Source organism: Mesorhizobium sp. M0983 (assembly GCF_040318975.1).
Classification (GTDB): domain Bacteria; phylum Pseudomonadota; class Alphaproteobacteria; order Rhizobiales; family Rhizobiaceae; genus Mesorhizobium.
Genome location: NZ_JAMYNH010000002.1, coordinates 119856 through 144525, shown reverse-complemented (window position 1 = coordinate 144525; position 24670 = coordinate 119856). Strand labels below are relative to the sequence as shown.

The following is a 24670-nucleotide window of genomic DNA, read 5'->3' as shown; positions in this document are numbered from 1 at the left end:
ATTATCTTCCTCACCTCGCGAAGCGGGCGAGAGCGGAATGCAGCTTCGGGGTCGCTCTAGGCGCGGACTTCGATCTCATGGCCGCCGACCGCCGGCAACGATGCATCGTCGCCGGCCGCGGCAATCACGCTGTCGAGCAGGCCCGGGAAGCGGCGGTCGAGATCGTCACGGCGCAGCGTGATCAGCCGGCTGGTGCCAACCGCCTCGGTGCGGGTAACGCCGGCCTCACGCAGCTTGGCCAAATGGTAGCTCAGATTGGTCTTCGAGCAGAGGTCGAGGAACCGGCTGCAATTCAGCGGCACGCCCTCCTTGCTCGCGAGATAGCGCACGATGGCCAGTCGCGTCGGGTCGCCGAGCACGGCAAGCACGTTCGGCAGGCCGATCTGGTCGGCGGTGGGATGGGGCAAGGTCATGACCAGGAATTAAGCACATTCGGGGCCGATTTCAACGCATCTGATCCTTCGCGGTTCTGGTGGTATTCGGGCCTGTCCTGACACAGGGCTGTCAGTAGGGTTCGATTAGTCTGCACAAGCTCATTGACATCATGCCCTGTTATGTCCAATTGTTCAATAACCTTTGAACTAAGGAAATTGCCATGGATAAGCGCCTCATCTGGCTTGCGCTCGGATCATTCACGATTTCGACCGAAGGTTTCGTCATCTCCAGCCTTTTGCCCGACATTGCAAAGGATGCCGCCATCTCCGTTCCGCTCGCCGGCACGCTGATCACGGCGTTTGCGCTCGCCTATGCGATCGGCACGCCGATCCTGGCAACGCTGACTGGCGAATGGGACCGGCGCCGCGTCATCCTGTGGACGCTGGTGTTCTTCGTGTTGGGCAACGTCGCCGCGGCGCTGAGTTCCTCCTTCGAATTGCTGTTGATCGCGCGCATCGTCATGGCGCTGTCGTCAGGCCTGTTCGCGGCGACCGCGCAGGGAACGGCCGTTGCGCTTGTCGACGATCATCACCGCGCCCGCGCCATTGCCGTGGTCGTCGGCGGCACCACGGTTGCGGTGGCGGTCGGCGCGCCGCTTGGCGCGCTTGTTGCGACGGTTGCCGGCTGGCGCGGCACCTTCTTTGCCATTGCCGGCCTTGGCGCGCTCGCCGGCGCGATCCTGTGGTACCGGCTGCCGCGCGGCATCGTCGGCACCAGGCTGCCGCTCCGGATGCGATTGGCAGCGGCACTTCGCCCCGGCGTCATGCCCATCCTGGTGACGACGATCCTGGCACTGATCGGCGCCTTCACTGTCTTTGCCTTTGTCGCGCCGCTCGCCATCGAAGGCGGCGGCCTGAGCCCGATCGCGCTACCCGGAATGCTGCTCGCCTTCGGCGTCGGCGCGGTCATCGGCAATATCGGCGGTGGGCAGGCCGCCGACCGTTTCGGCGCGACGCGCACCGTCTGCTGGTCGCTGGCGCTGAGTGCCGCCATGCTGGTCACGTTTTCGCTGATCCCGACATTCCTGCCGCGCGAGATCGCCGGGCCGGCACTGATGGCCATGATGGTGCCGTGGGGCATCGTCGGCTGGGCATTCCCGCCGGCGCAAGCCAGCCGCATCATCAAGCTGGCGCCCGATGCCGCGCCCATCGTGCTGTCGCTGAACGCTTCGTCACTCTATCTCGGCGTCGCACTGGGTGCCGTGGTCGGCGCCGCGGTGCTGCGCTATGGCGCACCGGCCGACCTCGGCGTGGTCGCGGCGGCATTCCCGATCATTGGTTTGGGCGTGGTGCTGGCGGGCTACCTGGCGGCGCGACCGGTGGCGATGCCGGCCGAATAAGGCTTGTTAGCAAAGCTTGGCTGCCGGCCGCCGACAATTCAAGTCGCGGCCGGCGGTGCGTCAAAATCCAGCGCGGCGATTTCGTCCAGTGCCACTCGCAGGCTTGCCGCCTGCTCTTTTCCAAACATCTCCTCGAAGCGCTGCTGGGCGACTTGCCACAACTTCAGGGCTTCTTCGAGCTTGGTCCGGCCTTGCGGCGTCAGCCTGACGCGCCTGATGCGGCGGTCGGCAGGGTCGGCGAAGGCCTCGACATAACCGTCCCGGATCAGCGGCTTCAGCGTATGACCGAGGGCCGACAGGTCCATGACGAGGGCTGCGGCAATGGCACCCATGGTCGGTTCATTGCCGACGTGGATTTGATAGAGCAGGCCCTGCTGCGTAGCCTTAATGCCGGAGGGCGCGAGCACATCGTCATAGAACTGGCCGAGTTTCCGCGTTGCGCGGCGTAGCATGGCGTTGTTGCAAAACACCAGGCCGGGCAGGGTGGTTTGGGACATTGGCGGATTTCCGATGAGGGGACCGGAAGGGACCCTCGATGCAAACCAGAAATAGTCCTTGCTCCGCGGATTGACAAGATGGTGGCATATGCCTACGTATCGATAGTGGCATATGCCATTAATCGATCTGCCAGTCGAAGCAAGGGTGTTGCGCTGCGGCACCGGCATTTGGGATCGAACCAGAAGGAACAAGACAATGAGCAATCAGGACAAAGGCACGGCGGTCGTCACCGGCGCCTCTTCCGGCATCGGGGCGGTCTATGCCGACCGGCTCGCCGGCCAAGGGTATGATCTGGTGCTGGTGGCGCGGCGCGCCGACCGGCTGGAGGAATTGGCGGAGAGGCTCCGCTACGCGTATGGCATCAAGGTCAGCGTCATCAGCGCCGACCTGGCCGACGACGCCGATCTGCGACGGGTCGAACAGGCGATATCAACCGACGACAGCGTGACGCTGCTGGTCAACAATGCCGGCCTTGGCGGCGCGCAGGTGGTGGCAACGGCCGACGCCGATGTCGCCGAGCGCATGATCAAGGTCAATGTGGTGGCGCTGACCCGGCTGACGCGCGCGGTGCTGCAGGGACTATTGGCGCGCAACCGCGGCGCCATCGTCAACATCGCCTCGGTGCTGGCCTTCGACACCTCGTTCGGCGGCATCTATAGCGGCACCAAGGCCTATGTCGTCAACTTCACCGAGGCCCTGCAGCGGGAAGTCGCCGACAGCAGTGTAGCCGTACAGGTCGTGCTGCCGGGGGCCACGCGGACCGAGTTCTGGGAAGTCGCCGGAAGCGATATTGCCAATGTGCCCCAAGAGATTGTCATGAGTGCGGACGATCTGGTCGATGCCGCGCTTGCCGGCCTGGCCAAGGGTGAAGCGTTCACGGCACCGGGTCTTGCCGACGTTGCCGGGGTGGATGCCTTTCTTGGCGTCCGACAAGGCTTCTTCGGTAGCCTGCTGGCCGGCAAGCCGGCGGCACGCTACGCTGCCTGAAATAACTGGTCTTACGCTGTCCGCCACATCGGAATGATCGAGGCGGCCAGCAGCAAGCCAAGCACGGCGTTGAGGATGCGCCACTGCCGCTCGGTTCGCAGCAACCGGGCGAGCAGCGTGCCCGCCACGCACCACGCCGCCAGCGATAGCGCCGCGGCAAGGCCGAAGACCGTGCCGAGCAGCAAGGCGAGCTGCAGTGGCCCGCTGGCGAGCGCGGCAAAAGATGCCGCCGCTCCCAGCCCCATGGCCCAGCCCTTTGGGTTCATCCATTGCAGGCCGGCGCCGCCCAAAAAGCTGTTCGGCTTTGCCATGGTCACGTTCAGATTGGGCGGGCCGCTGCGGCCGATCTTGAGGGCAAGCCATACCAGATAGAGGGTGCCGGCTATTTTCATTGCCAGTTGCAAAGAAGGGGCGGCGGCCAGCAGACCGGCGAGCCCGGCAGCACCTGCCGCAGCCACCGTGGCCAGGCCGGCCGCACTTCCGGCCATCAGCGGTATAGAGCGGCGAAAGCCGAACTGCGCGCCGGACGCCGTCGACAAGGTCGTGGCCATGCCGGGCGTTGAGGTTGAGACCAGCGCGAACAGCACGAGGGGAAGGACGGTTTCAAGCATGCTGCTTCCTTTGAAGCCTGCACGGTAGGTCTTTTGGCTCATCAGTAAATGCAATGTTTGCGATGGTCGCTATTAAGAAGCATAATAGTCAGATGGCTCGCAATCTCGATACCGCCTTGATCCGAACCTTCGTCACCGTTGCCGATAAGGCCAGCATGACGGCAGCAGCGAATGCGCTGCATTTGACGCAAGGTGCCGTCAGCCAGCAGATCAAGCGTTTGGAAGAGGTTCTCGGCTGCAGGCTGTTCGAGCGCGACCGGCGTGGATTGCGGTTGACCCGATCCGGCGAGCGATTATTCGGCAAGGGCAAGCGCCTGCTTTCCCTCAATGACGAGATCCTGGCGGAGATGGCGGGCGATGCGGTTGCCGGTCAGGTGCGGCTTGGCGTGCCGTATGACCTTGTCGGCACCTTGCTTGCGCCGGTGCTCAAGGCCTATGCCGAGGCGTATCCGCAGGTCGAGATTTCGCTGATCTGTGCTTCGTCGCCGGAGTTGGCTGCGGCCTTGGCGGCCGGCACGATAGAGCTCGCGGTGATCGAGGAGCCGATCGGTCGGTCGGCCGGCGAATGCCTTGTTGTCGACCGGCTGGTTTGGGTCGGCGCCAAAGGCGGCGGGGCTCGCAGCAAGCGCCCCTTGCCGGTTTCGATGGTGGCCGAGACCTGTGCGTTCCGCCCGGTGGTGCTGGAGGCGCTTAACGAGCACGGGCTGGAATGGCGCACCGTATTCGAAAACGGCAGCATCGACGCGACGACAGCGACGGTGCGTTCGGACTTGGCCGTCACCACCTGGTTGGCATCGACCGTGCCTGCCGACCTTGATATTTTGGCCAACGATCCGGAACTGCCGTCATTGCCGAATTTTTCGATCAATCTGCATTTGCCGAAGCACGGCCTTGCGCCGGCTGCACTGGCGTTCGCAGGCCATCTCCGCGATGGGTTGGCACGGCGACGGGAGGCGGCTTAGAAAACAGCAAAAAGGACGGCCAGTGTTCAGCCGTCCTTGATCGCCTCGGCAGCCTCTATTTCCAGTTCTTGCGCCGCTCGATCTCGGCTTCGGACGGCTGCTCCGTGGCAAAGGACCCGGTCTTGATCTCGCCGGAGCGTTCATAGCTCGCCATGATGACACCGGTGGTCGATGCCTGCGAGCGGGTCAGCTTGAAGGCGGCAGGTATTGTGCCGCTGCCGAACAGTTTTTTGCCCTTGCCCAGCACCAGCGGGAAAATCAGCAGGCTGATCTCGTCGATCAGGTCATTGGCGAGCAAGGTCTGGATCAGTTCGCTCGATCCCTGAATGAGCAGGTCCGGGCCGTCCTCCTGCTTCATCCGGCGCAATGTCGCCACGACGTCGCTGCCGAGCGGCTGGCTGTTTTGCCAGGACAGCGTATCTGGCCTGTGCGTCGCCACATATTTGGTGACGGCGTTGAAGCTGTCGGCGATCGGGTCATTCTTCTGATAAGGCCAGTGGGCGGCGAAGATGTCGTAGGTTTTGCGGCCGAGAAGCAGCGCGAACGGTTTTGAAAACGTCTCGCCCATGGCGGCGCCCATCACATCGTCCCAGTAGTGGAACGTCCAGCCGCCGAACTTGAAGCCGCCGACCGGGTCCTCGTGCGGGCCGCCGGGCGCTTGCATGACGCCGTCGAGGCTGACGAATGTTGCGGCGATGATCTTCCTCATTGGAGCTCCCTTTCCCTGATCCGTGCCGTCATGGCCGGACTTCGAGCCAAGGACGGGCGAACGGACATTTGTCCGACAGCGGCCGGCAAATTTCCAGGGCTGGAAGGGCGGATGACTGCCGACCTTAGTTGCGTCAGTTTGGAGCAGACGCTCAGCCCAGACCGACGACCGTATCGTAGAGCAGCTTGAAGTTGAGCACCAGGATGAGGGCGGCAACCACCCAGGCCAGCACGGCGACGGCGCGGGAAATGGCGAAATTGCCCATTTTGCGCTTGTCCGAGACGAACTGCACCAGCGGGACGACCGCGAAGGGAAGCTGCATCGACAGGATCACCTGGCTGAAGACCAGCAACTGGCCGGTGCCCTTCTCGCCATAGAGGGCGGTGACGACCACCACCGGGATGATGGCGATGCCGCGCGTCAGCAGGCGGCGCGCCCATTGCGGGATGCGCAGCCGCAAGAAGCCTTCCATCACGATCTGGCCGGCCAGCGTCGCCGTCACCGTCGAGTTCAGGCCGGAGGCAAGCAGCGCCACGGCAAACAGAATGGAAGCAATGCCGAGGCCGAGTAGCGGCGACAGCAGCTCGAAGGCCTGGCCGATCTCGGCGACGTCATGATGACCGGTGCCGTGGAACGCCACCGCCGACACGATCAGGATGGAAGCATTGACGAACAGCGCCAGTATCAGCGCGATGGTCGAGTCGGTCGTCGCCCATTTGATGGCGTCGCGCTTGCCGCGATCGGTGCGCTCGTAGGCGCGGGTCTGCACGATCGAGGAGTGCAAATAGAGATTGTGCGGCATCACCGTGGCGCCGATGATGCCGATGGCAATGTAAAGCATCGCCGGATTGGTGACGATCTCGGACGACGGCACGAACATGGCGTGCAGGATGGAGCCGACCGGCGGCGCGGCGGCAAAGATCTGAATGGCGAAGCAGCCGAAGATGATAATCAAAAGCGCTATGATGAAGGCCTCGAGGAAACGGAAGCCCTTGTTCATCAGCAACAACAGCAGGAAGGCATCGAGCGCGGTGATGATGGCGCCGCCGATCAGCGGAATCCCGAACAGCAGTTGCAAGGCGATCGCCGTGCCAATGACCTCGGCCAGGTCGCACGCTATGATGGCCAGTTCGCAAGCGACCCACAGCATGAAATTGACCGGCCGCGGGTAATAGGCGCGGCACGCCTGCGCAAGGTCACGGCCGGTGGCGATGCCGAGCCGGGCGGCGAGCGCCTGCAGCAGGATCGCCATCAGGTTCGACAACATGATAATGAATAGCAGCGTGTAACCGAACTGGGCACCGCCGGCGAGGTCGGTCGCCCAATTGCCCGGATCCATGTAGCCGACCGAAACCATGTAGCCCGGCCCCACGAAGGCGAACAGCCGGCGAAGCCATATCCCCGAGTGCGGCACCGCGATCGTTGCGTTGACTTCGCGAAGGCTGGGCTGCTCGTCGTCTTCCGGGCGGGCAAATCGCCACATGGATCGGGGGGCTGAGGTGGCTTCGGCTTCCGACATGAAATGGCTTTCCACTGGAACGATCGATGTTGTCTCCTTATCTATGCCACGGCTGAACATTATGCAATATGCTATATTTCATTGTTCGTGCTTTTTCGTATGGCCGCTTGACGGTGCGACCGGAACGGCAGTGAACGCCGGTTGCGCCGGCCACCGAATGGAAATAAACGGCCAGAACCAAGGTTCCGTGTTATGACTGCAATGCCGATTCAAACTGCCGGGAGGAGCGCGTATTGGCGCTGAAGAAAAGACCGGTTCCTCGCGAAAAACCGCTGCCTGACGCAGAAATCCACTCGGAAGGGTTCCGGCAGACGCGTGAAGCGCGCCGCAGCGCGCTGGTCGAGGATTATGTCGAGCTCATCGCCGACCTGATCGAGGACGGCAACGAGGCGCGCCAGGTCGACATCGCGGCACGGCTCGGCGTCGCCCAGCCGACGGTGGCGAAAATGCTGACGCGGCTGTGCGCCGACGGGCTGGTCTCCCGGAAACCCTATCGCGGCGTGTTCCTGACCGATGCCGGCCGCAAGGTTGCGGAAGAGAGCCGCATTCGCCACCAGACGGTCGAGGCTTTCCTGCGCTCGCTCGGCGTCAGCGCCGAGACGGCGCGGATCGACGCCGAAGGCATCGAGCACCATGTCAGCGCCGAGACGCTCGAAGCCTTTCGCAAGGCAATAATCGCCGCCCGCTGATTGATCGAAGTGATATGCAGTGCGACTGACCTGCTCACTCATTCGTATCCTGCACCCAGTTGCGCGGGTGACCATCGACGCGAAACTGGAAGATGAAATAGGGTGGGATGCAAGTGCCCTTGCCGGGCTTTGCTTCCGGCAGATCGTCAAAACCGGCGGTGCAGATATAGTCCTCGCGGCAGGGATGGGCCTTGTCGCACGCACGCAGGCCAGCGGTCTTGGTGAATTCCCTGGTGCAGAATTTGTGGTCCTTGCCGGAGCCTACGCAGTCGTTGAAGCCGGTCTTGGCGAGGCGGCCGCAGCTTGCCTCGTCGGGCAGCTTTTCGCAGGTCGCCTTGCGCAGCATGCCGCCGGGAAAGCCGCCAGTCTTCTGCTCGGGATTATCGTAACGCTGGCGCGCCGCGCCATAGCCGGCGAGCTTTATCGGCGGTTTTCTGTCCCTGGCCGGGTCGATGGCGCAGGCCTTCGCGGTTGCCGGTGACAGACGGCAATATTGGTCGTTGCCCCATTTCGACATCCTGATCTCGCCGAACTCCACCGGATCGCCGACCGCGGTGCCGGCCTCGCTGACGCAGGTACCAAAGCCCGGATGGATGGCGCTCTCGTGGACCCCGGCGCAACGCAGGCCTTTGTCGCAGGTCCAGTTTACGAAACTTGGGTCGGTGCCGCGATAGCAGGTCGAGCCCCATCCATTGTAGAGATCGGTGCCTTTCAGCGCTTCGGCGTATTTTGCCTCCTGACGGCCGGCAAAGCCGCGGCTGAAATCCGGGTGTCTACCAGCGGCGAACGACTCGACAATGGCGCGGCGGCGCGGCAGGTCGGCAAAAAACACAGCCGAGCCCGGCACGAACACCGCGTTGCGGCGCGGTTCGCTGGCCGGGTCGGCGCCGGTGTAATGGAACCCGGCGATGCCGTGCGTCTGGTGACAGCCGGTGCAGGTCATCTCGTTAAGGCGCAGATTGAAGCCGGCCACCGATTTGACGGTGCGAAGCGTATTGCCCTTTGCGACATAGTCCTTGAGCGCTTTGTCGATAGCATCGTCGTCGAGCAGCCCAAAAGCCAAATTGTTTTGCGACCGGCTCATACCGCCGGGTGCCACCGAAACCGCGGTGGTCGCGAGGAATTTTTCGTCGATCACCAGGCGGCCACGGTCGAGATCATAGATGTTGCGGTCGGTGAGCAGCCATCTTTCGAAGGTTTGCCTGTCGGCCAGCACCAGCTTGCGGTCGATCTGGTTCTCCATTTTCGCTTCCTGGAAAATGGCTTTGGCCGGGTCCCACTTGAATATCTTCAACAGATACTCAGCGTGGCCGCCGAAATCGCGCCGGCTCGAAGCCGATAGGCGCACGACCTGCATGTTGAGCTCGAGCCGCATGATCTGCGAAGAATTCAACATCGCGCTGGAAAGCGGGCCTTCTTCCGAGCGCAGCCAGGCCGCCAGTTGATCCGGCTCCAGATTCTTCTGCCCGGCGACAAGCCAGCGCTTCGCCACGTCCGCGCAGGAACCGTTAGCCGAGCGCGGACGGTCCTTCGAGGCGCGAATCTGTGCCGAAGCCGGTATGGCGTTGAAGACCAGGCTCAGGGTCAGCGGCAGGCGCGACGAGATGCGTTGCCCAGGCTTCTCCTCGACCGAATAGTGGAAGCGGTAGATCAGCCTGATCTCGCCGCATTCGGTGTGGCCGAGATAGCCGCGATCCATGCGATTGACGATGCCGGTCAGGTCCAGCGTCGAACCGTCGTCGTCGATGTATTTCGGATTGAACTTCTGGGTGATGTCTTTCGAGTTTGCCAGAGCGGTTACATAGGAGTCGGGGCTGTTCCTTGGTTCGTCTACGATCTGCTGTTTGACGGCGTTGCGGACCGGGCTCAGCGCGCGCACCGAAAACAGCCCGCGATTGTCGACGTCGCGTGTCAGTCCGAGCGCTGGCCCAAGCAGACGGCTGATCGATAGCCCGCCGCGCTCGAGCGCCTGCAAGGTCTCGGGATCGGTGATTGCGACACTGGAATCGAGAGTGACGGCGCTGGCCGGCACGGGGCCTAGGCAAGACAATGCCGCAAACAGCAACAGAACCCGCCCGATCATCCGCAAGCGCCCCCTCGCTTCCACAGCCACGGTGGATGCTACAGACCTTGCGACGTCTAAGCCAGAGCAGACCCGCGTCAGCCGGCATTGCTTATTAGCGCGAAAAATACTGTGACTTGGCGTAACCATTGGGATAATTGTTTGCTGGGTTGGAACCGGCCAGGACATCGGCGGGTTGATTGCAAACATGCATCACGGGGGTTGCCATGCTCTGGAAGGGCCGTCGTCAGAGTGACAATGTCGAGGACGAGCGCGGCCAGAGCGGCGGGCTTGGCGGCGGGCCGGGGCAGTTTCGCATCCCGATCGGAGGTCGCGCCGGCGGCGGCGGCATGTCGGGCATCATCATCGTAGGATTGATTTTCCTGGCAGGGTGGTATTTCGGCTTCGACCCGAGTCAGATCCTCGATAACAGCGGCTTGCAGCCCGGCGGCGGCGGCCAGATCACCGACAATAGCGGCGAGCAAGGCGGCGGTACCGGTGCGCCGGCCTCCGACGAGATGAAGCAGTTCGTGTCGACCGTGCTGGCCGAGACCGAGGATACCTGGACTGGTATTTTCCAGTCCGAGGGCCTGACCTATCAAGATCCAAAACTGGTCCTGTTCAGCGGCCAGATTCGCTCCGCCTGCGGTTCGGCCTCGTCAGCGGCCGGACCATTCTACTGTCCCAACGATCGCAAGGTCTATCTCGATACCACCTTCTTCCAGCAACTCGATCAGCAGTTCGGTGCCTCGGGCGATTTCGCACAGGCCTATGTTATTGCGCATGAGGTCGGCCATCACGTGCAGAACCTCGTCGGCATCCTGCCCAAATTCAACCAGATGCGGCAGAATATGAGCGAGGCCGACGCCAACCACATGTCGGTGCAGGTCGAGCTGCAGGCCGACTGCTTTGCCGGCATCTGGGCACATTTCACCGGCCAGAAGGGCATTTTGGAACAGGGCGACATGGCGGAGGCATTGAACGCCGCAAAGCAGATCGGCGACGACACGCTGCAGAAGAAGATGCAGGGCTACGTCGTGCCGGAAAGCTTCAACCACGGCACGTCGCAGCAGCGGCAGGCCTGGCTGGCGCGAGGCTTCCAGAACGGCAAGCTTTCGGACTGCGACACGTTCAACAATCCGATCTGAGCCGACGGTTTTCTCGCGAATCCGAGAGACTGGATAGCAGTCAGGGGATGTCAGGATGAAAACACCCTGCCCGTTCCCTCATTGTTCCCAGCGATGTGTTCGCCTATAAGGTGCGTTCGCCTTCGCCCCGGGCGGCCCGAGGAGATACCATCATGATAGACCCCAAAACCGCCAGGCGGGGCCTTGCGCTTGTTTTCACCACCCTGCTGCTCGACATCATCGGCTTCGGCATCATCATGCCGGTGCTGCCGGCCTATCTCAGAGAATTGACCGGCGTCGGCATCAGTGAGGCGGCTATCGAGGGCGGCTGGCTGTTCTTCGCCTATGCGGCGATGCAGTTCATTTTCGCACCAGTGATGGGCGGGTTGAGCGACCGGTTCGGACGACGGCCGATTCTGCTCGCCTCCGTGCTGACGTTTTCCATCGACAATCTGATCTGTGCCATCGCCTGGTCCTATCCGATGCTGTTCATCGGGCGTGTGCTGGCCGGCATTTCCGGCGCCAGCTATTCCACGACATCGGCATTCATCGCCGATATCTCGACCGACGAGAACCGTGCGAAGAATTTCGGCCTGCTTGGCATCGCTTTCGGCGTCGGCTTCGTCATCGGGCCGGTTCTGGGCGGGTTGCTCGGCACGTTCGGGCCGCGCGTGCCATTCTATTTCGCTGCCGGGCTTGCCTTCGTAAACTTTTTGATCGCGCTGTTTCTGTTGCCGGAAACGCTTGATAGCAAGCATCGTCGCCGCTTCGAGTGGAAACGCGCGAACCCGGTCGGCACGCTCGTCCAGATGCGCAACTACGAAGGCATCGGCTGGATCGGGCTTGTCTTCTTTCTGATGACGCTGGGGCACATGATGTATCCTGCGGTCTGGTCGTTCGTCTCCAGTTATCGCTATGGCTGGAGCGAACAACAGATCGGCTTCTCGCTCGGTGCCTTCGGCCTGTGCGGGGCTATCGTCATGGCGACGGTCCTGCCGCGCGTGATCCCCAAGCTCGGTGAGTGGAAGACGGCGGTAATCGGTCTGGCATTTACGGCACTCAGCGCCTTCGGCTACGCATTCGCGTCGCAAGGCTGGATGATCTATGCAGTGATCGTCGTCGGCTGCCTCGAGGCGTTGGCCGATCCGCCGCTCAGGAGCCTTGCCGCCGCCAAGGTGCCGCCTTCGGCACAAGGCGAACTCCAGGGCGCGATGACGTCGATCTTCTCGATCACCTCGATCATCACGCCGCTGCTTTATACGGCGATCTTTTCCTGGTTCACGGGGCCGAACGCGCCCGTGACCTTCGGCGGCGCACCCTACCTGCTCGGCGCGATTTTCCTGACGCTGGCGCTCATCGTCTTCGTCACGAAAGTAGCCAAGCCGGCGGCGCTCAGAAACGTCACGTCCGGCGTTGCTGAAGACGGAGCACAGATATGAGCCATGACGGCCGCATCGCCCTGACCAAGGACGGGCTGTGGAGACAGATCCGGCCAACGAAATGCCCGTCACACTGGTTCTTCGACCGGTTTTAATGGCTTCATTGAAAAAAGGCGATAGGAATGAGGGCAACAACGCAACTCCGGTAATCGCGCAGTCCGGCCTCGAGGCATTCGCGCCGCATTTTGTAACTCTGACCATTCGAACTCCCGCCCTAGTTTACGTCAGAAGCAACAAACGCGGGGCCTGGATCGAAGACGAGAGGAGAGCAACATGTTGAACCGGATACTTCATCGCGCGGCGCTCATGGCTGTGGCTGTCTGCGCGGTGCTCGTTGTAGTGGCGGCTCATGCGGCGCCTGCTGGACGGGCAGGTCAGGTGCCGCCCGGGTTCACCTCGGCCAAAGCCGCGGTGAACGGCAGCAGCATGCACTACCTGCGTGGCGGGCACGGACCAGCCCTTATCCTGGTGCATGGATTTCCGGAAGATTGGAACGAATACCAGGCCGTCATGCCGAGACTGGCGCAACGCTTCACCGTCGTTGCCGTCGACCTGCCTGGCATAGGCCGCTCGGAGCCTGCCAGGGGCGGCTATGAAGCCGCCAATCTTGCGGCGCAGATCCATGGGCTTGCCGACGCTCTGCATCTGGAAAAATCCTATGTGGTGGGTCACGACCTTGGCGGCATCGTCACCTATGCCTATCTCAGGCGCTTTCCCGACACGCTGCGCGGTGCGATGATCCTCGATGTTCCGATGCCCGGCATCGACGGCTGGGACAAGGCGATATCAGGCACGTGGCATATCGGTTTCATCCAGGCGCCCGGCGGCCTCGCCGAAAAGGTGGTTCCCGGTCGGCAGGCCGCCGTGCTTGGCTGGTTCCTCGACTTCGGCAAATTCACCAGGCAGGAACGCAAATACTATTTTCGCATCTATCGAGCGCCTCAACTGCATGCCGCGTTCGAGATCTACCGCGCCTTCCCCAGCGATGCCGAATGGAACGCCGCCCAGACGGCGCCGAGCACCGTTCCGCTCGTCATCGCCTTCGGCCAGAAGTCCCCCTTTGTTGCGCTGCTGCCGACCTTCCTCGCCGGCTACCGCGCCAAGGGCATGAGCCATGTCGAGCGCGCCGAGATCCCCGATGCGAGCCACTATGTGCTGGCCGACAATCCTGATGCGGTTGCCGAACTGATCGAGAAGCGGGGGGGGGCCGGCGGGCCCGGCCCGGCGGGAGAGAGAAACAAAGGAGAAGGAGCCGGACACCCGCGGCGCGTCACGGGGTGATTACTCCGTTCGCTGGGTTGGTCGTGCGGGGGTAGCCGCAGGGGCCCTGTCTGCGCCGATGGTTTGCGGCGATTGGACCCCAGGTCCGACAGAAAACCCTGGCTGACGCCGATCATGGCCGCCAAATCGGCTTGCGTCAGCCGCCGCCGGTTGCGCAGCGCCTTGAGCCGGCTGGAGCCCGCAAGATGTCCATGGTCACGTCCGCGGGCAGTGCCTTTTCCGCTCGGAGATCGGCCTTACGCTCGTCGTAGATCGCCGCATCGGCAGCGTCTTCCAGAGCTTCTTCGGCGGCACGCAAAAGGATCTCGTAGTCCCCTTGGGATAGCGACCAGCTCCTCACCGGTTGGGGTCTTGATGATTTGCGGGGCGTTCATGGTGTTCTGTCCTACTATGGCCGACGGGTAGGTTGTCGTTTCGCGTTTGCCGACATAGACCGCAAGGATCGTGGCGCGGTCTTCGTCAAACATGACTCGGTAGCGACCGATCCGAAGTCTGTAACCTTCCCTGCCGACGAGGCGCTTGGTATCTCCGCGACCGCCGACTGCGTAAGAAATCAGACTTTCTGAGACCTGCTCGCGGACGTCCGGAGGCAAGTTGTCCAGATCACGCGCCGCCGATATGTTATAGCTGATGCATCGGCTTGGTCAGCGCTCGGCCAGTGCCGGTTCGCCACGCTTTTCGCGGATCAGGTTGACGAAGCGGCGGAACAGATAGTGCGAATCCTGCGGGCCGGGCGAGGCTTCCGGATGATGCTGGACCGAGAAGACCGGCTTGCCGGTGAGCGCGATGCCGCAATTCGAACCGTCGAATAGCGAGACATGGGTTTCCTCGACGCCGCTCGGCAATGAGTCGGCGTCGACGGCAAAGCCGTGGTTCATCGAGACGATCTCGACTTTGCCGGTGGTGTGGTCCTTGACCGGATGATTAGCGCCGTGGTGGCCCTGATGCATTTTTGCGGTCTTGCCGCCCAGCGCCAGCGCCAGCATCTGGTGGCCGAGGCAGATGCCGAACAGCGGGATATCGGTCTTCAACAGATCCTGGATGACCGGAACGGCGTAGTGGCCGGTGGCTTCCGGATCGCCGGGGCCGTTGGATAGAAAGATGCCATCGGGCCGCATCGCCAGGATCTCCTCGGCGCCGGTCTTGGCCGGCACCACGGTGACCCTGGCGCCGAGGCCGGCAAGCAGGCGCAATATGTTGCGCTTGACGCCATAATCGATGGCAACGACGTGCATCGACGGGTCGGCCTGTTCGCCAAAGCCCTCGTTCCAGGCCCAGGGTGTCTCGCGCCAGACCGAGGATTGGCCGGAGGTGACCTCCTTGGCCAGATCAAGCCCGATAAGCCCCGACCATGCGGCGGCGCGGCGCTTGAGGTCTTCGATGTCGAAGATACCGTCTGGGGCGTGCGCGATAACGGCATTGGGCATGCCCTTTTCGCGGATCAGCGCGGTCAGCGCGCGCGTGTCGATGCCCGAAAGTGCAACGATGCCGCGCTTCTTCAGCCACTGGTCGAGACCGGTTCCGGCGCGGTAATTCGACGGGTTGGTGACATCGGCCTTGAACACGGCGCCGACGGCGCCGGCGCGGGCCAGCGGATTGAGATCCTCGATGTCTTCGTTATTGGTGCCGATATTGCCGATATGCGGAAAGGTGAAAGTGACGATCTGGCCGGCATAGGAGGGGTCGGTGAGGATCTCCTGATAGCCGGTCAGCGCGGTGTTGAAGCAGACCTCGGCAACGGCGGAGCCGGAAGCGCCCAGACCACGGCCCTCGATGACGGTGCCGTCGGCCAGCACCAGCAGGGCGGTCGGCTTCTCGGTGGCCCAAGGGGGGGTCGATGCGGCGGTCATCGTTGCCATGGCGGCACTCCTAAAGGCTGCGCTCCTCAATCGGCGCAACAAAAAGCGCGAAGCGGCAATCTCACAGCCTCGGCGCGCTGCATGTCGTTGCCCCAAAACCGCTACGCACTTTTGGGCGACGTGCACTAGAATTCAATTCATGCAAGGCACAGTACATAGGGGAAGGCGCCAAGGCGGTCAATGATGCCGCGCCGTACGTGCCTGGATTTATTTCGTCGAACAATATCAGGGATTTGCCGGACAGACTTGAATTTGCCTTGGGCTTTCGGCACGGCTATTGTCCGCCGCATTCGAAGGAGAAAGCACCATGCGAGGCAAAATCGCCGAATCCCTGAAGAGCGCGATGAAGGCACAGGACAAGCGCCGGCTGCCGACATTGCGGCTGATCCAGGCGGCCATTCATGATCGCGACATCGCCAATCGCGGCGCCGGCAAGGAGCCGGCCAGCGACGACGAGATCCTGCAGATCCTGGCCAAGATGGTGAAGCAGCGCGAGGAATCGGCCAAGGCGTTCGATGACGGCAAGCGGCCGGAACTTGCCGCGCAGGAGCGCGACGAGATGGCGATCATCCGCGACTTCCTGCCGACGCAACTGGGCCAGGCCGAGACGGAAAGCGCCGTCCGTTCCGCTATCGCCGAGACAGGTGCCAGCGGCGTCAAGGAGATGGGCAAGGTGATGGCGGCGCTCAAGGAGAAATATGCTGGCCAGATGGATTTCTCCAAGGCGAGCGGCATCGTCAAGAGCCTGCTTCAGTAGGGATTTTTCCCGCCTTAGCGGTGCTCATGAGACTCGAAGAGACCATCGCGAGGAGCCAGGCTAGGAGCGGGCGGAGCGGACGGCAGTTCGCACCGACATGTTCATCGCCACGGCCGCGCGAATGAACCTGTATGTTCGACGTCTGGCGTCTCACGACGGCATCGATGCGGCGAGCTTTTTGCTTGTTAGGCCTCGTGCCGATGCCGGGCGGCAACCTCTCAAGTCGAGGAGGAACCTTCCTCCCTCCGGACACGTTTGCGAGAAGATCATGCGAAAATGGAGCTTCGATTTGGCGGCGCGTTTGTTGAATATTGTCGGTGCGGCCACGAGTGCCGGCGCCTATTCGCCGGGTCAGGAACAGGCCCCCGCGGCCTTTCGGCGAAATGGGCTCGCAGAAGCGATCACGAACCGAGGCAGATCCATCAGGGATCGTGGCGATGTTGCATCGTTCCGATGGCGACCGGACCCTTCGCGGTCGCAGGCTATGAACCTGGAAGCAGTGCGCGACGCCTGTGAGTTGGTCGCAAGCCACGTAGCGACGGCGATCGCAGCGCAGGAAGACGTGCTTGTTTTAGGTGGCGATTGTACTGTGGAACTGGGGACGGTCGCCGGGGCGAATGCGGCCGGCGCGCGGATCGGACTCGTTTACATTGACTTCGACGCCGATCTCAACACACCTGACACGAGCGACGGCGCCTTGGACTGGACCGGCGTCGCCCATCTGCTCAATATCCATGGATGCGAGCCTTCGCTCGCGAGGCTCGGCCCGACCCGCCCGATGCTCGTGCCTCAGCAACTCCTCTATTTCGGCATCGAGAACATCACCCCGCCCGAAGCGGCCGTGATCGGAAATCACGCGATCAAGATCATATCGCGTGAGGAAGCTTTGAGTGACATCGAGGCGGCGTCGGCGCGCGCGGCCGAATGGGCGGCGCGCTTTGACTGCGTGCTTATCCACTTCGATGTCGATGTGCTCTCCTTTATCGATTTTCCGATTGCGGAGAATGTGCGCCGTTGCGACGGTCTCAAACTGGAGCAAGTCGCCTTTGTGCTAAAGCAACTGACAGCCCTGCCGCAATGGCGCGGCCTGACCATCACAGAAGTTAATCCGGCCCATGCGCCAGACGAGTCCGCAGCATTCGCACGCTTGAATGAGATGCTTGCAGACGCCCTTGGATAGTTCGAGATCCATCTCACGGTCGTTCGCGGGCAATTGGCCGGCTTGCCTCATCCAAGCGGAGCCAGCCTTATGCGCCCGGTCGCAATCATTGCGCGACATGGGCGCAATGCGGAAAACTTGGGAATTACGGTCGATGGCGGGGCAGTTTTGTCGTAGCCGCTACAGCCGCAAGCCCGCCTTTGAGGGCCGACAGCCAAAAGCTCGCGCTCATGATCGAACTCGTCAAACCGGCGTTTGAACACCTGCCGTCCTACAAGGCGGCCCTCGAGCGCGGCTGGTCGCCGGACAATGTGCGGCTGCTCGACGCGACGCGCGAGCAGCTTGCGGCTATCGAAAAGGATCCAGCGACTTTCCTTGCCGATCTCGACGATCCTGATGGCAAGGGACCGCCGATCGTCTTGCCGGACGGTTCGACGGTGCCGCGGCTGCCTGGATTTCGGCGCTGGATCTGGGACGGGGAAGTCTCAGGCTCGATCGGCTTGCGCTGGCAGCCCGGAACCGCGGCGCTGCCATCGCACGTGCTCGGCCACATCGGCTATGCGGTGGTGCCGTGGAAACGGGGATGCGGCTATGCGACGGAGGCGCTGCGGCTCATGCTGGAGGAGGCGAGGGCGGTTGGCCTGCCCTTCGTCGAAATCACCTGCAAGCCTCACAATGTGTCCTCGCAGAAGGTCGTTCTGGCCAATGGCGGCGGGCTCGTCGGGCGTTTCTTCGAGGATGCTTCCTATGGCGGCGCGGAAAGCCTGCGTTACCGGATCGATCTGTAGCCCTATTCGGCGGCAGCCGGCAGCGGCGGCGCCGCCCGGCTCCGCCATTCCCAGACATGCGAGGCAAGCGCAACCGCGACCGCGACCAGCATGGCGATCGCGCCAACCACCGGCAAGCTGCGATAGCCATAGCCGGCATTGAGCATCGCCGCGCCGAGCGATGCGGCGAGCGCGATGCCGACATTGAAGCCTGACGGAATGAGCGACGAGGCGAGATTGGAGGCGTCCGCGGTCCAGGTCAGGATGCGGGTCTGGATCGGCGTGCCGATGGCGAAGTTGAGGCCGCCCCAGACGAAGATCGCCATCACCATCGGCAGTGGGTAAGGACTGACGGCGTAGATCGAGGCGAGCATCGCCGCCTGCAGGAATAGCATTGCGATGAGCGACGGCATCAGCTTCCAGTCGGCGAGGCGCCCGCCGACGAAGACGCCGATTGTAGCGCCGACACCGTTGAGCAGGAGCACCCAAGGTATCCATTTCTCGTCGAGGCCGGTGACCTCAAGCAGCGTCGGCGTGATGTAGGTGAACAGGCCGAACTGGCCGATCATCAGCATCAGCATCATGATGAGCGAGGTCCAGACCTGCTGGCGTGCGAGCACGCGTACCTCGCTGCCAAGGCTGACGGACGGGCTCGACGATCCTGTCTTGCGCGGCAGCAGGGCGCCGATGGCGGCGAAGGCCACCACGCCGAGAGCGCACATCACCCAGAATGTCGCACGCCATCCCCAGATGTTGCCGATTGCCGTGCCGGCCGGAACGCCGATGACATTCGATACGGTGAGGCCGGACAGGATCAGCGCCACCGCCATGCCGCGCTGGTCTTCGCGCACGAGGCCGACGGCCACCACCATGGCAACGCCGAAATAGGCGCCGTGTGCCACGGCCACCGCAATCCGCAACAGCAGCATCGAGGCGAAGTCGGGCGCCAGCGCGCAGGCCGCCTGGCCGATGGTAAAGGCTGCAGTCAGTCCAAGCAGCAGGGCCTTGCGGGAGAACCTTTTGGTGGCGAGCGCCAGCAGCGGGCCGCCGACTGCAATGCCGCCGGCATAGCCGGAAACGAGATAGCCGGCGGTCGGGATCGCGACGCCAAGGCCATCCGCCACCTGCGGCAGCACGCCGGCGATGACGAATTCGGTGGTGCCGAAGGCGAAGGCGGCAATGAACAGGGCAATGAGGGGAAGCATGGCGGGAAGGCGATCCTCGGATAAGGTGACCTCAAACCACGGATAAGGGCACCGGGCAATTCAGAAATTGGCGACGCCGCTTTAGATTTTCTTTGTCACCGGTCAGGTGCCGGCCGCGGCGGCAAGAGCTACGCGGCCGCCTTCCTTCCGTAAGGAATTTTCAGCCACGCCCGCTCATGAAGGTAGTAGAGCAGCGACTTGGTGACGACCTCAGTCAGGCCGATGGCCGCAGCGAGCTTGATGCTTCCCGTCACGACGAGCGAAATGATCATCGTGTCGATGGTACCGGTGACACGCCAGGAAAGCGCCTTGGCGAAGCTGCGAGAATGGGTGTCCATCGACTTTCCTTCCGGTAGATCTGGCGATCTTTAGCCGACAGACAGGAGGTGGCGCAAAGGTAATTTTGCGCATTGGCTCACAGCATAGGCGAGCTTCTGAAGCTACCGGCCTGTGGACGCAATCTATCCGGCCTTCAGCCGCGAACCGGTTAGCAGGCCGCGTTCCTCAAGCACGGGATAGGCCATCGAGGCGAGCAGCGAGTTGATCTGCTTGAGGTCGCGAATGGTGTCGAGATGGATGGAGCTGGTCTCGACGCTCTTGGCGGTGCCGTCGCGCAGCCGCACGAAATGGCTCTGGCTGGTTTCCTTCTCGCGGTCGCGCAGCCGGTCCTTTTCCAGCACCAACTGGCGAGCGGTCTCCGGATCGCGGGACACCAGGACGTTGAAGGCTAGCCTGGCATTGGCAAGCACCAGGGCATGGAAGGCGCAAAGCTCGCGCCAGCCTTCCGGCGTGAACTCCAGTCCGCGCTCGAATTTCTTCTTCACATGGACCAGCATGTTGCGCACGATGATGTCGCCGACCTGCTCCAGCTTGACGCAGGCGCCGATCAACTCCTGGCAACGCAGGGCCTCGTCCTCGCTCAGCGGGTTCTTGGTGACCTTGGCGAGATAGAGCTTGATCGCCGCGTGCTTCCTGTCGACACGGTCGTCGAGCGCGGCCAGCGCACTGATCTTGTCGGCGTCGGCGCTCTCATAGAGTTCGATGATCCGTTTCAGCATGATCTCGACCGTCTCGCAGACCCGCACTACCTCGCGGGTGGCATTGGCGAGTGCTTGGCTCGGCACGTCGAGCGCACTTTCGTTGAGCGCCGAAAGCTCGATGACGTCGAGCGCGTTGGCGGGCTGGGGCCTGGTGCCCAGCGCCACGATCTTTTCCGAGGCACGATAGACCAGGCGCGCCAGCGGCAGGCCGGCGATCAGGATCAGGATGTTGAAGACGATGTGGGCATTGACGATCTGCTCGGGCACGGTGCTGCCCAAGAAGGCGACTGGCGGCTTGAACGTCAGGAACAGGATCAGCATGATCAGAGAGCCCATGCCGCGCATCAGGAGATTGCCGATCGGCACGATGCGAACGCCGGGTTCTGCGTTGCGGGTTAGAAGCGGCGCGATGATCGAAGAGCCGAGATTGACGCCGAGCACCAGCACGATGCCGAGTTCGGGCGGGATGAAACCGCGGCCGGCGAGCGTCACCATAAGCAGCACCGCGGCGATCGAGGAATGGAACAGCCAGGTGACCAACGCCGCCAGAAGGTAGGCGGTGACCGGATCGCCGGAGAAGTAATCGACGATGAGCGGCATCAGCGTGCTCTGGCGCAGCGGCTCCGACGCCTGGCCGATCATCTCCAGCGACAGAAGCAGCAGGCCGATGCCGACCAGGATGCGGCCGAACTGGCGCCAGTCGCGCCGCTCGGTGGCCATGAACATGACGGTGCCGGCGACCAGGCAGACCGGTACCAGCAGCGACAGATCGAAGGTAAGCAGCTTGACCACCAGCGCCGAGCCGATCTCGGCACCGCGCACCGCAAGCTGGCCCGACATGCCGCTGACAATGCCGGAGCCGGCGAATGAGCCGACCAGCAAGGTAACGGCGGTCGAGCTTTGCAGCGCGACCGCCAGGCCGCAGCCGGCCAGAACCGCCATGAAGGGATTGCGCATGGTGGCGCGCAGTTTGTGGCGCAGCACATCGCCATAGGCGCGCTCGACGCCGGTCTTCACCAAACGGGTAGCAAACAGCATCAGTGCCACCGCACCGGCAAGGTGCAGCAAAACGACGGAGCCACTCATGCCAGGCCCCGCAACGCGACAGGTGCCAGCGACGCGGGCGCGGTGAAGTCAAAGGGGCAACAGTGGGCGCGAATCGTGGACATTGCAGAGGTTGATATTACTCCGATTTATTTTAGCCGAATAATAAATTTTGCCCGGTTCGGACGAGTGTTGCCCCGCGACGGGGCGTGTCGGAAATGGATGGCCGGCAAAATGGTTGCATTGCCCGCGGAGTTGCGGAGGGTCATGCGTCCGTGCTCGGACAGCCGCTTTAAAGGTAGTGCTGAATTAGGCGTGCTAAATGTAGGAAATCATTACGAAAACGTAATCTCTGCGTTCAGTTTCGGTTCATCCTTCCGGCTCTATTCCAGAGGCATCGACAACCAAGGAGTACCCGCTATGAAACGCATCGTTCTTTCCGCCATTGCCTTCTCGATGCTGGGTGCAACGGCCTTGCAGGGCCAGGCTGCACCATTGAACCCACCAAACGCACCGCAATCGAGTTATAGCCAGGTCGACTGGCAAAAGCCCGGCAATGTCGACGTGAACAAGCATGTCGAGGTGAACAAGGGCGTCGTAGTGACGAAAAAGATCGTGGTGAAGCGCAGCCATTGGCGCAACGGCCAGAGATATTCCAGCTGGAAGCGTCACCAGCCGATCCGCGACTATCGCCACTACGGCTTGCGCCGTCCCGGTCCCGGCCAGGAGTGGATCCGGGTCGGCAACGACTATCTGCTGGTCAGCAACCTCTCGGGCCTGATCTTCGGCGCTATCGCCGCGCAGTAGGTGCGGAACGGCTGACCGGCGCTGCGCCGGATTAGATCGAGAAGGCGGCCCGCAGGCCGCCTTCTCTTTTTGGCCTGTGAAAACCGGGTATGGTTCCGCATTAGGAGTCGTCGGGCTTGGCCCGTGTGATTATATGGAGGCCAAACGAGCTGTCCCTCATGCGCTTTCCGCCTGCTTTCCTCGACGAGATCCGCGACCGCGTGCCGATTTCTTCGGTGATCGGCCAGCGCGTCGCGTGGGACAGGAAAAAGACAAACGCGCCGCGCGGTGATTATTGGGCGTGCTGTCCGTTCCATGGCGAGAAGAGCCCGTCCTTCCATTGCGAGGACAAGAAGGGCCGCTATCACTGTTTCGGCTGCTCGGTTTCGGGCGACCATTTCAAGTTCTTGACCGAACTCGACGGGATGAGCTTTCCCGAGGCCGTCGAGAAGATCGCCGACATGGCCGGCGTGCCGATGCCGGTTCGCGACGCCGATGAGGAACGGCGCGAAAAGGAACGCGCCAGCCTGACCGATGTCATGGAGATGGCGACGGTGTTCTTCCAGGAACGGCTGCAGGGACCGGAAGGCGCAAAGGCCCGCGCCTATCTGCGCGACCGGGGACTGACACCGGCGACGCAGCAGTCCTTCCGCCTCGGCTATGCGCCCGACAGCCGCAACGCGCTGAAGGAGCATCTTGCCGCCAAGGGCGTCCCCAAGGCCGACATCGAGGCGTGCGGGCTGGTGCGCCATGGCGACGACGTCCCGGTTTCCTACGATTGGTTCCGCGACCGCATTATGTTCCCGATCCCGGATTCCAGGGGCAAGATCATCGCCTTCGGCGGGCGGGCGCTAGCGCCGGATGCGCTGGCCAAATATATGAACTCGCCCGATACGGAGCTCTTCCACAAGGGCAACGTGCTCTACAATTTCGCTCGTGCACGCCAAGTGCTGGGAAAGGGGGCGCTGGGAAAGGGGGCGCTGGCCAAGGGCGGCACGGTCATTGCCGTCGAAGGCTACATGGATGTGATCGCGCTGGCGCAGGCCGGCTTCGAAAACGTGGTGGCGCCGCTCGGCACCGCATTGACTGAAAACCAGCTCGAACTTCTATGGCGCATGGCCGGCGAGCCGGTGCTGTGCTTCGACGGCGACCACGCCGGGTTGAAGGCAGCATGGCGCGCCGCCGACATGGCGCTGCCGGCGGTCCAGGCGGGCCGCTCGGTTCGCTTCGCCCTGCTGCCGGAGGGCAAGGATCCCGACGATCTGGTCAAGGGTGACGGACCGGATGCGTTCCGCGCCGTGCTTTCCGAGGCGCGGCCGCTGGCCGACCTCTTGTGGATGCGCGAGACGGCCGGCGGCATCTTCGACACGCCGGAACGGCGAGCCGAGCTCGAAAAGACGCTGCGCGAACTGACCAGCCGTATCCGCGACGAGAGCCTTCGCTATCACTACCAACAGGAAATGCGCGAGCGGGTGCAGAGCTTCTTCGGTGCCCAGCGCGGACGCCAGGGGCGTCAGGACGGACGGCCCGGCGAACGTTTCCAGGGCAAGGGTTCAGCACCCGGCGGACAGTTTGCGCGCGGCGGCAATGCCGGTGGGCGCACCGCGATCACCGAAAGCCTCGGTCGCTCGGCGTTGGTCAAGCGCGGCGGCGAGGGCATGTCGGTACGCGAGGCGACGATCATTGCCGCCCTCGTCAACCATCCCGTGCTGATCGACGAGAATTTCGCCCATGTCGAGTTCCTCGATCTCGCCAACTCCGATCTGAAGCGGCTGCATGCGGCGATCCTCGACGCCATGGCGCATGATATGGCCAATGACCGCGACGCGGTGATCGCGACGATCGAGCGGGCCGGCTGCGGCGAGATCTGGCAGCGTGCGGTGGCGCTGATCAAACGTGCGCGGCAATGGCCGGCGCTGGAAACGGCGGCACTCGACGATGCCCGCGATGCGTTCAGCCAGGCCCTCCACTTGCAGCGCAGCGCGCGCACCTTACATAAGGAGCTGAAGCAGGCGGAAGCAGCGCTCGCCAGCGACCCCACGGACGAAAACTACCGGCACCTGGTCGAAATCCAGGCGCAATTTCGTGATGTGCAGGCAACGGAAGCGCTGATCGAAGGGTTTGGCGTATCGTCGGGCAGGGCTGGGCGCGTTTAGATCGAAGCCCCCAGAAGACTGAATGTAAGGACGTGCTTGCGCGTCGAATCAAGCGTGCGGCGCTCTAAGTCGGGTAATTGATTCGCTTTTTTCATGCGAATCATGCGAGAGGCGCTTGACCTTCCGGCAGAATGGCGGAATCAGGTCGATTCGAAACGTTAACCCGCCCCGGCATCGACGGGAATGCAGCGATGTAAGGTACTGATCACTGGACAGGCAGTCAGCTTGCCACAGATATC

The 24670-nt window shown here is 62.8% G+C and carries 23 protein-coding genes; 12 read left to right on the top strand and 11 right to left on the bottom strand.

Features of this window, described 5'->3' with window-relative positions:
- Positions 1–56: 56 nt before the first annotated feature.
- Positions 57–413, bottom strand: a complete 357-nt coding sequence (locus NKH71_RS04220; protein ID WP_352791392.1) for an ArsR/SmtB family transcription factor — start codon at positions 411–413, stop codon at positions 57–59.
- A 182-nt stretch (positions 414–595) separates the two neighbouring features.
- Between NKH71_RS04220 and NKH71_RS04215 the strand changes: the two genes are divergently transcribed.
- Positions 596–1774: an MFS transporter gene (locus tag NKH71_RS04215; RefSeq protein ID WP_352894527.1), complete on the top strand. Its 1179-nt coding sequence runs from the start codon at positions 596–598 to the stop codon at positions 1772–1774.
- Between the two features lie 38 nt (positions 1775–1812).
- Here the strand turns inward: NKH71_RS04215 and NKH71_RS04210 are convergent, their stop codons facing one another.
- Entirely contained in the window at positions 1813–2271 is a 459-nt protein-coding gene (locus tag NKH71_RS04210) for a MarR family winged helix-turn-helix transcriptional regulator (RefSeq protein WP_352791390.1), read from the bottom strand.
- Between the two features lie 196 nt (positions 2272–2467).
- On the opposite strand from NKH71_RS04210, the gene NKH71_RS04205 reads away from it, so the two are divergent.
- Positions 2468–3259 carry an SDR family NAD(P)-dependent oxidoreductase gene (locus tag NKH71_RS04205; protein ID WP_352791388.1) on the top strand — a complete coding sequence of 264 codons (792 nt, stop codon included), beginning with the start codon at positions 2468–2470 and terminating at the stop codon, positions 3257–3259.
- Between the two features lie 11 nt (positions 3260–3270).
- Here NKH71_RS04205 and NKH71_RS04200 read toward each other — a convergent pair whose 3' ends face one another.
- Positions 3271–3870 (bottom strand): LysE family translocator, encoded by a 600-nt coding sequence (locus NKH71_RS04200; protein WP_352494934.1) that lies wholly within the window; start codon positions 3868–3870, stop codon positions 3271–3273.
- A 92-nt stretch (positions 3871–3962) separates the two neighbouring features.
- Here NKH71_RS04200 and NKH71_RS04195 point away from each other — a divergent pair, with 92 nt between their 5' ends.
- Positions 3963–4832 carry a LysR family transcriptional regulator gene (locus tag NKH71_RS04195; protein WP_023719355.1) on the top strand — a complete coding sequence of 290 codons (870 nt, stop codon included), beginning with the start codon at positions 3963–3965 and terminating at the stop codon, positions 4830–4832.
- Positions 4833–4887: 55 nt separating this feature from the next.
- Here the strand turns inward: NKH71_RS04195 and NKH71_RS04190 are convergent, their stop codons facing one another.
- Together NKH71_RS04190 and NKH71_RS04185 are read right to left on the bottom strand one after the other, a co-directional pair.
- Positions 4888–5541: a dihydrofolate reductase family protein gene (locus NKH71_RS04190; protein ID WP_352494935.1), complete on the bottom strand. Its 654-nt coding sequence runs from the start codon at positions 5539–5541 to the stop codon at positions 4888–4890.
- Between the two features lie 151 nt (positions 5542–5692).
- On the bottom strand, positions 5693–7060 hold the full coding sequence (locus tag NKH71_RS04185) for an Nramp family divalent metal transporter (protein WP_352483177.1): 1368 nt from the start codon (positions 7058–7060) through the stop codon (positions 5693–5695).
- A 233-nt stretch (positions 7061–7293) separates the two neighbouring features.
- On the opposite strand from NKH71_RS04185, the gene mntR reads away from it, so the two are divergent.
- Complete coding sequence (gene mntR / locus NKH71_RS04180; protein WP_023678308.1) at positions 7294–7749, top strand: manganese-binding transcriptional regulator MntR; 456 nt, start codon at positions 7294–7296, stop codon at positions 7747–7749.
- 34 nt (positions 7750–7783) lie between these two features.
- Here mntR and NKH71_RS04175 read toward each other — a convergent pair whose 3' ends face one another.
- Entirely contained in the window at positions 7784–9832 is a 2049-nt protein-coding gene (locus tag NKH71_RS04175; protein ID WP_352791386.1) for a hypothetical protein, read from the bottom strand.
- Between the two features lie 206 nt (positions 9833–10038).
- On the opposite strand from NKH71_RS04175, the gene ypfJ reads away from it, so the two are divergent.
- From ypfJ to NKH71_RS04160, 3 genes are all read left to right on the top strand, one after another.
- Positions 10039–10959 carry a KPN_02809 family neutral zinc metallopeptidase gene (gene ypfJ, locus NKH71_RS04170; RefSeq protein WP_023719351.1) on the top strand — a complete coding sequence of 307 codons (921 nt, stop codon included), beginning with the start codon at positions 10039–10041 and terminating at the stop codon, positions 10957–10959.
- Between the two features lie 152 nt (positions 10960–11111).
- Positions 11112–12377, top strand: coding sequence for a TCR/Tet family MFS transporter (locus NKH71_RS04165; protein WP_023719350.1), 1266 nt, complete (start codon positions 11112–11114; stop codon positions 12375–12377).
- Positions 12378–12650: 273 nt separating this feature from the next.
- A complete protein-coding gene (locus NKH71_RS04160) occupies positions 12651–13658 on the top strand; it encodes an alpha/beta fold hydrolase (protein WP_352894524.1) in 1008 nt (335 codons plus the stop codon).
- 136 nt (positions 13659–13794) lie between these two features.
- On the opposite strand, the gene NKH71_RS04155 is transcribed toward NKH71_RS04160, so the two are convergent.
- A complete protein-coding gene (locus NKH71_RS04155) occupies positions 13795–13956 on the bottom strand; it encodes a hypothetical protein (RefSeq protein WP_023719348.1) in 162 nt (53 codons plus the stop codon).
- A 346-nt stretch (positions 13957–14302) separates the two neighbouring features.
- Complete coding sequence (carA, locus tag NKH71_RS04150) at positions 14303–15517, bottom strand: glutamine-hydrolyzing carbamoyl-phosphate synthase small subunit (protein WP_084642696.1); 1215 nt, start codon at positions 15515–15517, stop codon at positions 14303–14305.
- Positions 15518–15824: 307 nt separating this feature from the next.
- Between carA and NKH71_RS04145 the strand changes: the two genes are divergently transcribed.
- From NKH71_RS04145 to NKH71_RS04135, 3 genes are all read left to right on the top strand, one after another.
- Positions 15825–16274, top strand: a complete 450-nt coding sequence (locus NKH71_RS04145) for a GatB/YqeY domain-containing protein (RefSeq protein ID WP_023719346.1) — start codon at positions 15825–15827, stop codon at positions 16272–16274.
- A 97-nt stretch (positions 16275–16371) separates the two neighbouring features.
- Positions 16372–17454 (top strand): arginase family protein, encoded by a 1083-nt coding sequence (locus tag NKH71_RS04140; protein WP_352592386.1) that lies wholly within the window; start codon positions 16372–16374, stop codon positions 17452–17454.
- Positions 17455–17663: 209 nt separating this feature from the next.
- Positions 17664–18221, top strand: coding sequence for a GNAT family N-acetyltransferase (locus NKH71_RS04135; RefSeq protein WP_352790870.1), 558 nt, complete (start codon positions 17664–17666; stop codon positions 18219–18221).
- Between the two features lie 2 nt (positions 18222–18223).
- On the opposite strand, the gene NKH71_RS04130 is transcribed toward NKH71_RS04135, so the two are convergent.
- From NKH71_RS04130 to NKH71_RS04120, 3 genes are all read right to left on the bottom strand, one after another.
- On the bottom strand, positions 18224–19405 hold the full coding sequence (locus tag NKH71_RS04130; RefSeq protein ID WP_023719343.1) for an MFS transporter: 1182 nt from the start codon (positions 19403–19405) through the stop codon (positions 18224–18226).
- A 128-nt stretch (positions 19406–19533) separates the two neighbouring features.
- Positions 19534–19743, bottom strand: coding sequence for a DUF2061 domain-containing protein (locus NKH71_RS04125; protein WP_023678301.1), 210 nt, complete (start codon positions 19741–19743; stop codon positions 19534–19536).
- Between the two features lie 123 nt (positions 19744–19866).
- Positions 19867–21531, bottom strand: coding sequence for a Na/Pi cotransporter family protein (locus tag NKH71_RS04120; protein ID WP_023719342.1), 1665 nt, complete (start codon positions 21529–21531; stop codon positions 19867–19869).
- A 378-nt stretch (positions 21532–21909) separates the two neighbouring features.
- Here NKH71_RS04120 and NKH71_RS04115 point away from each other — a divergent pair, with 378 nt between their 5' ends.
- Positions 21910–22296, top strand: a complete 387-nt coding sequence (locus NKH71_RS04115; protein ID WP_352790868.1) for an RcnB family protein — start codon at positions 21910–21912, stop codon at positions 22294–22296.
- Between the two features lie 158 nt (positions 22297–22454).
- On the top strand, positions 22455–24431 hold the full coding sequence (dnaG, locus tag NKH71_RS04110; protein WP_352494942.1) for a DNA primase: 1977 nt from the start codon (positions 22455–22457) through the stop codon (positions 24429–24431).
- Positions 24432–24670 lie beyond the last annotated feature (239 nt).

Excerpts from the sequence above, each read along its gene's own strand:
- NKH71_RS04185 (WP_352483177.1), bottom strand. The coding sequence starts at position 7,060 with ATGTCGGAAGCCGAAGCCACCTCAGCCCCCCGATCCATGTGGCGATTT.
- dnaG (WP_352494942.1), top strand. The coding sequence starts at position 22,455 with ATGCGCTTTCCGCCTGCTTTCCTCGACGAGATCCGCGACCGCGTGCCG.
- NKH71_RS04125 (WP_023678301.1), bottom strand. The coding sequence starts at position 19,743 with ATGGACACCCATTCTCGCAGCTTCGCCAAGGCGCTTTCCTGGCGTGTC.
- NKH71_RS04120 (WP_023719342.1), bottom strand. The coding sequence starts at position 21,531 with ATGAGTGGCTCCGTCGTTTTGCTGCACCTTGCCGGTGCGGTGGCACTG.
- NKH71_RS04200 (WP_352494934.1), bottom strand. The coding sequence starts at position 3,870 with ATGCTTGAAACCGTCCTTCCCCTCGTGCTGTTCGCGCTGGTCTCAACC.
- NKH71_RS04190 (WP_352494935.1), bottom strand. The coding sequence starts at position 5,541 with ATGAGGAAGATCATCGCCGCAACATTCGTCAGCCTCGACGGCGTCATG.
- NKH71_RS04140 (WP_352592386.1), top strand. The coding sequence starts at position 16,372 with ATGTTCATCGCCACGGCCGCGCGAATGAACCTGTATGTTCGACGTCTG.
- ypfJ (WP_023719351.1), top strand. The coding sequence starts at position 10,039 with ATGCTCTGGAAGGGCCGTCGTCAGAGTGACAATGTCGAGGACGAGCGC.
- NKH71_RS04115 (WP_352790868.1), top strand. The coding sequence starts at position 21,910 with ATGAAACGCATCGTTCTTTCCGCCATTGCCTTCTCGATGCTGGGTGCA.
- NKH71_RS04215 (WP_352894527.1), top strand. The coding sequence starts at position 596 with ATGGATAAGCGCCTCATCTGGCTTGCGCTCGGATCATTCACGATTTCG.
- NKH71_RS04220 (WP_352791392.1), bottom strand. The coding sequence starts at position 413 with ATGACCTTGCCCCATCCCACCGCCGACCAGATCGGCCTGCCGAACGTG.
- NKH71_RS04165 (WP_023719350.1), top strand. The coding sequence starts at position 11,112 with ATGATAGACCCCAAAACCGCCAGGCGGGGCCTTGCGCTTGTTTTCACC.
- NKH71_RS04205 (WP_352791388.1), top strand. The coding sequence starts at position 2,468 with ATGAGCAATCAGGACAAAGGCACGGCGGTCGTCACCGGCGCCTCTTCC.
- NKH71_RS04145 (WP_023719346.1), top strand. The coding sequence starts at position 15,825 with ATGCGAGGCAAAATCGCCGAATCCCTGAAGAGCGCGATGAAGGCACAG.
- NKH71_RS04130 (WP_023719343.1), bottom strand. The coding sequence starts at position 19,405 with ATGCTTCCCCTCATTGCCCTGTTCATTGCCGCCTTCGCCTTCGGCACC.
- NKH71_RS04175 (WP_352791386.1), bottom strand. The coding sequence starts at position 9,832 with ATGATCGGGCGGGTTCTGTTGCTGTTTGCGGCATTGTCTTGCCTAGGC.
- carA (WP_084642696.1), bottom strand. The coding sequence starts at position 15,517 with ATGGCAACGATGACCGCCGCATCGACCCCCCCTTGGGCCACCGAGAAG.
- NKH71_RS04195 (WP_023719355.1), top strand. The coding sequence starts at position 3,963 with ATGGCTCGCAATCTCGATACCGCCTTGATCCGAACCTTCGTCACCGTT.
- NKH71_RS04160 (WP_352894524.1), top strand. The coding sequence starts at position 12,651 with ATGTTGAACCGGATACTTCATCGCGCGGCGCTCATGGCTGTGGCTGTC.
- NKH71_RS04210 (WP_352791390.1), bottom strand. The coding sequence starts at position 2,271 with ATGTCCCAAACCACCCTGCCCGGCCTGGTGTTTTGCAACAACGCCATG.
- NKH71_RS04135 (WP_352790870.1), top strand. The coding sequence starts at position 17,664 with ATGATCGAACTCGTCAAACCGGCGTTTGAACACCTGCCGTCCTACAAG.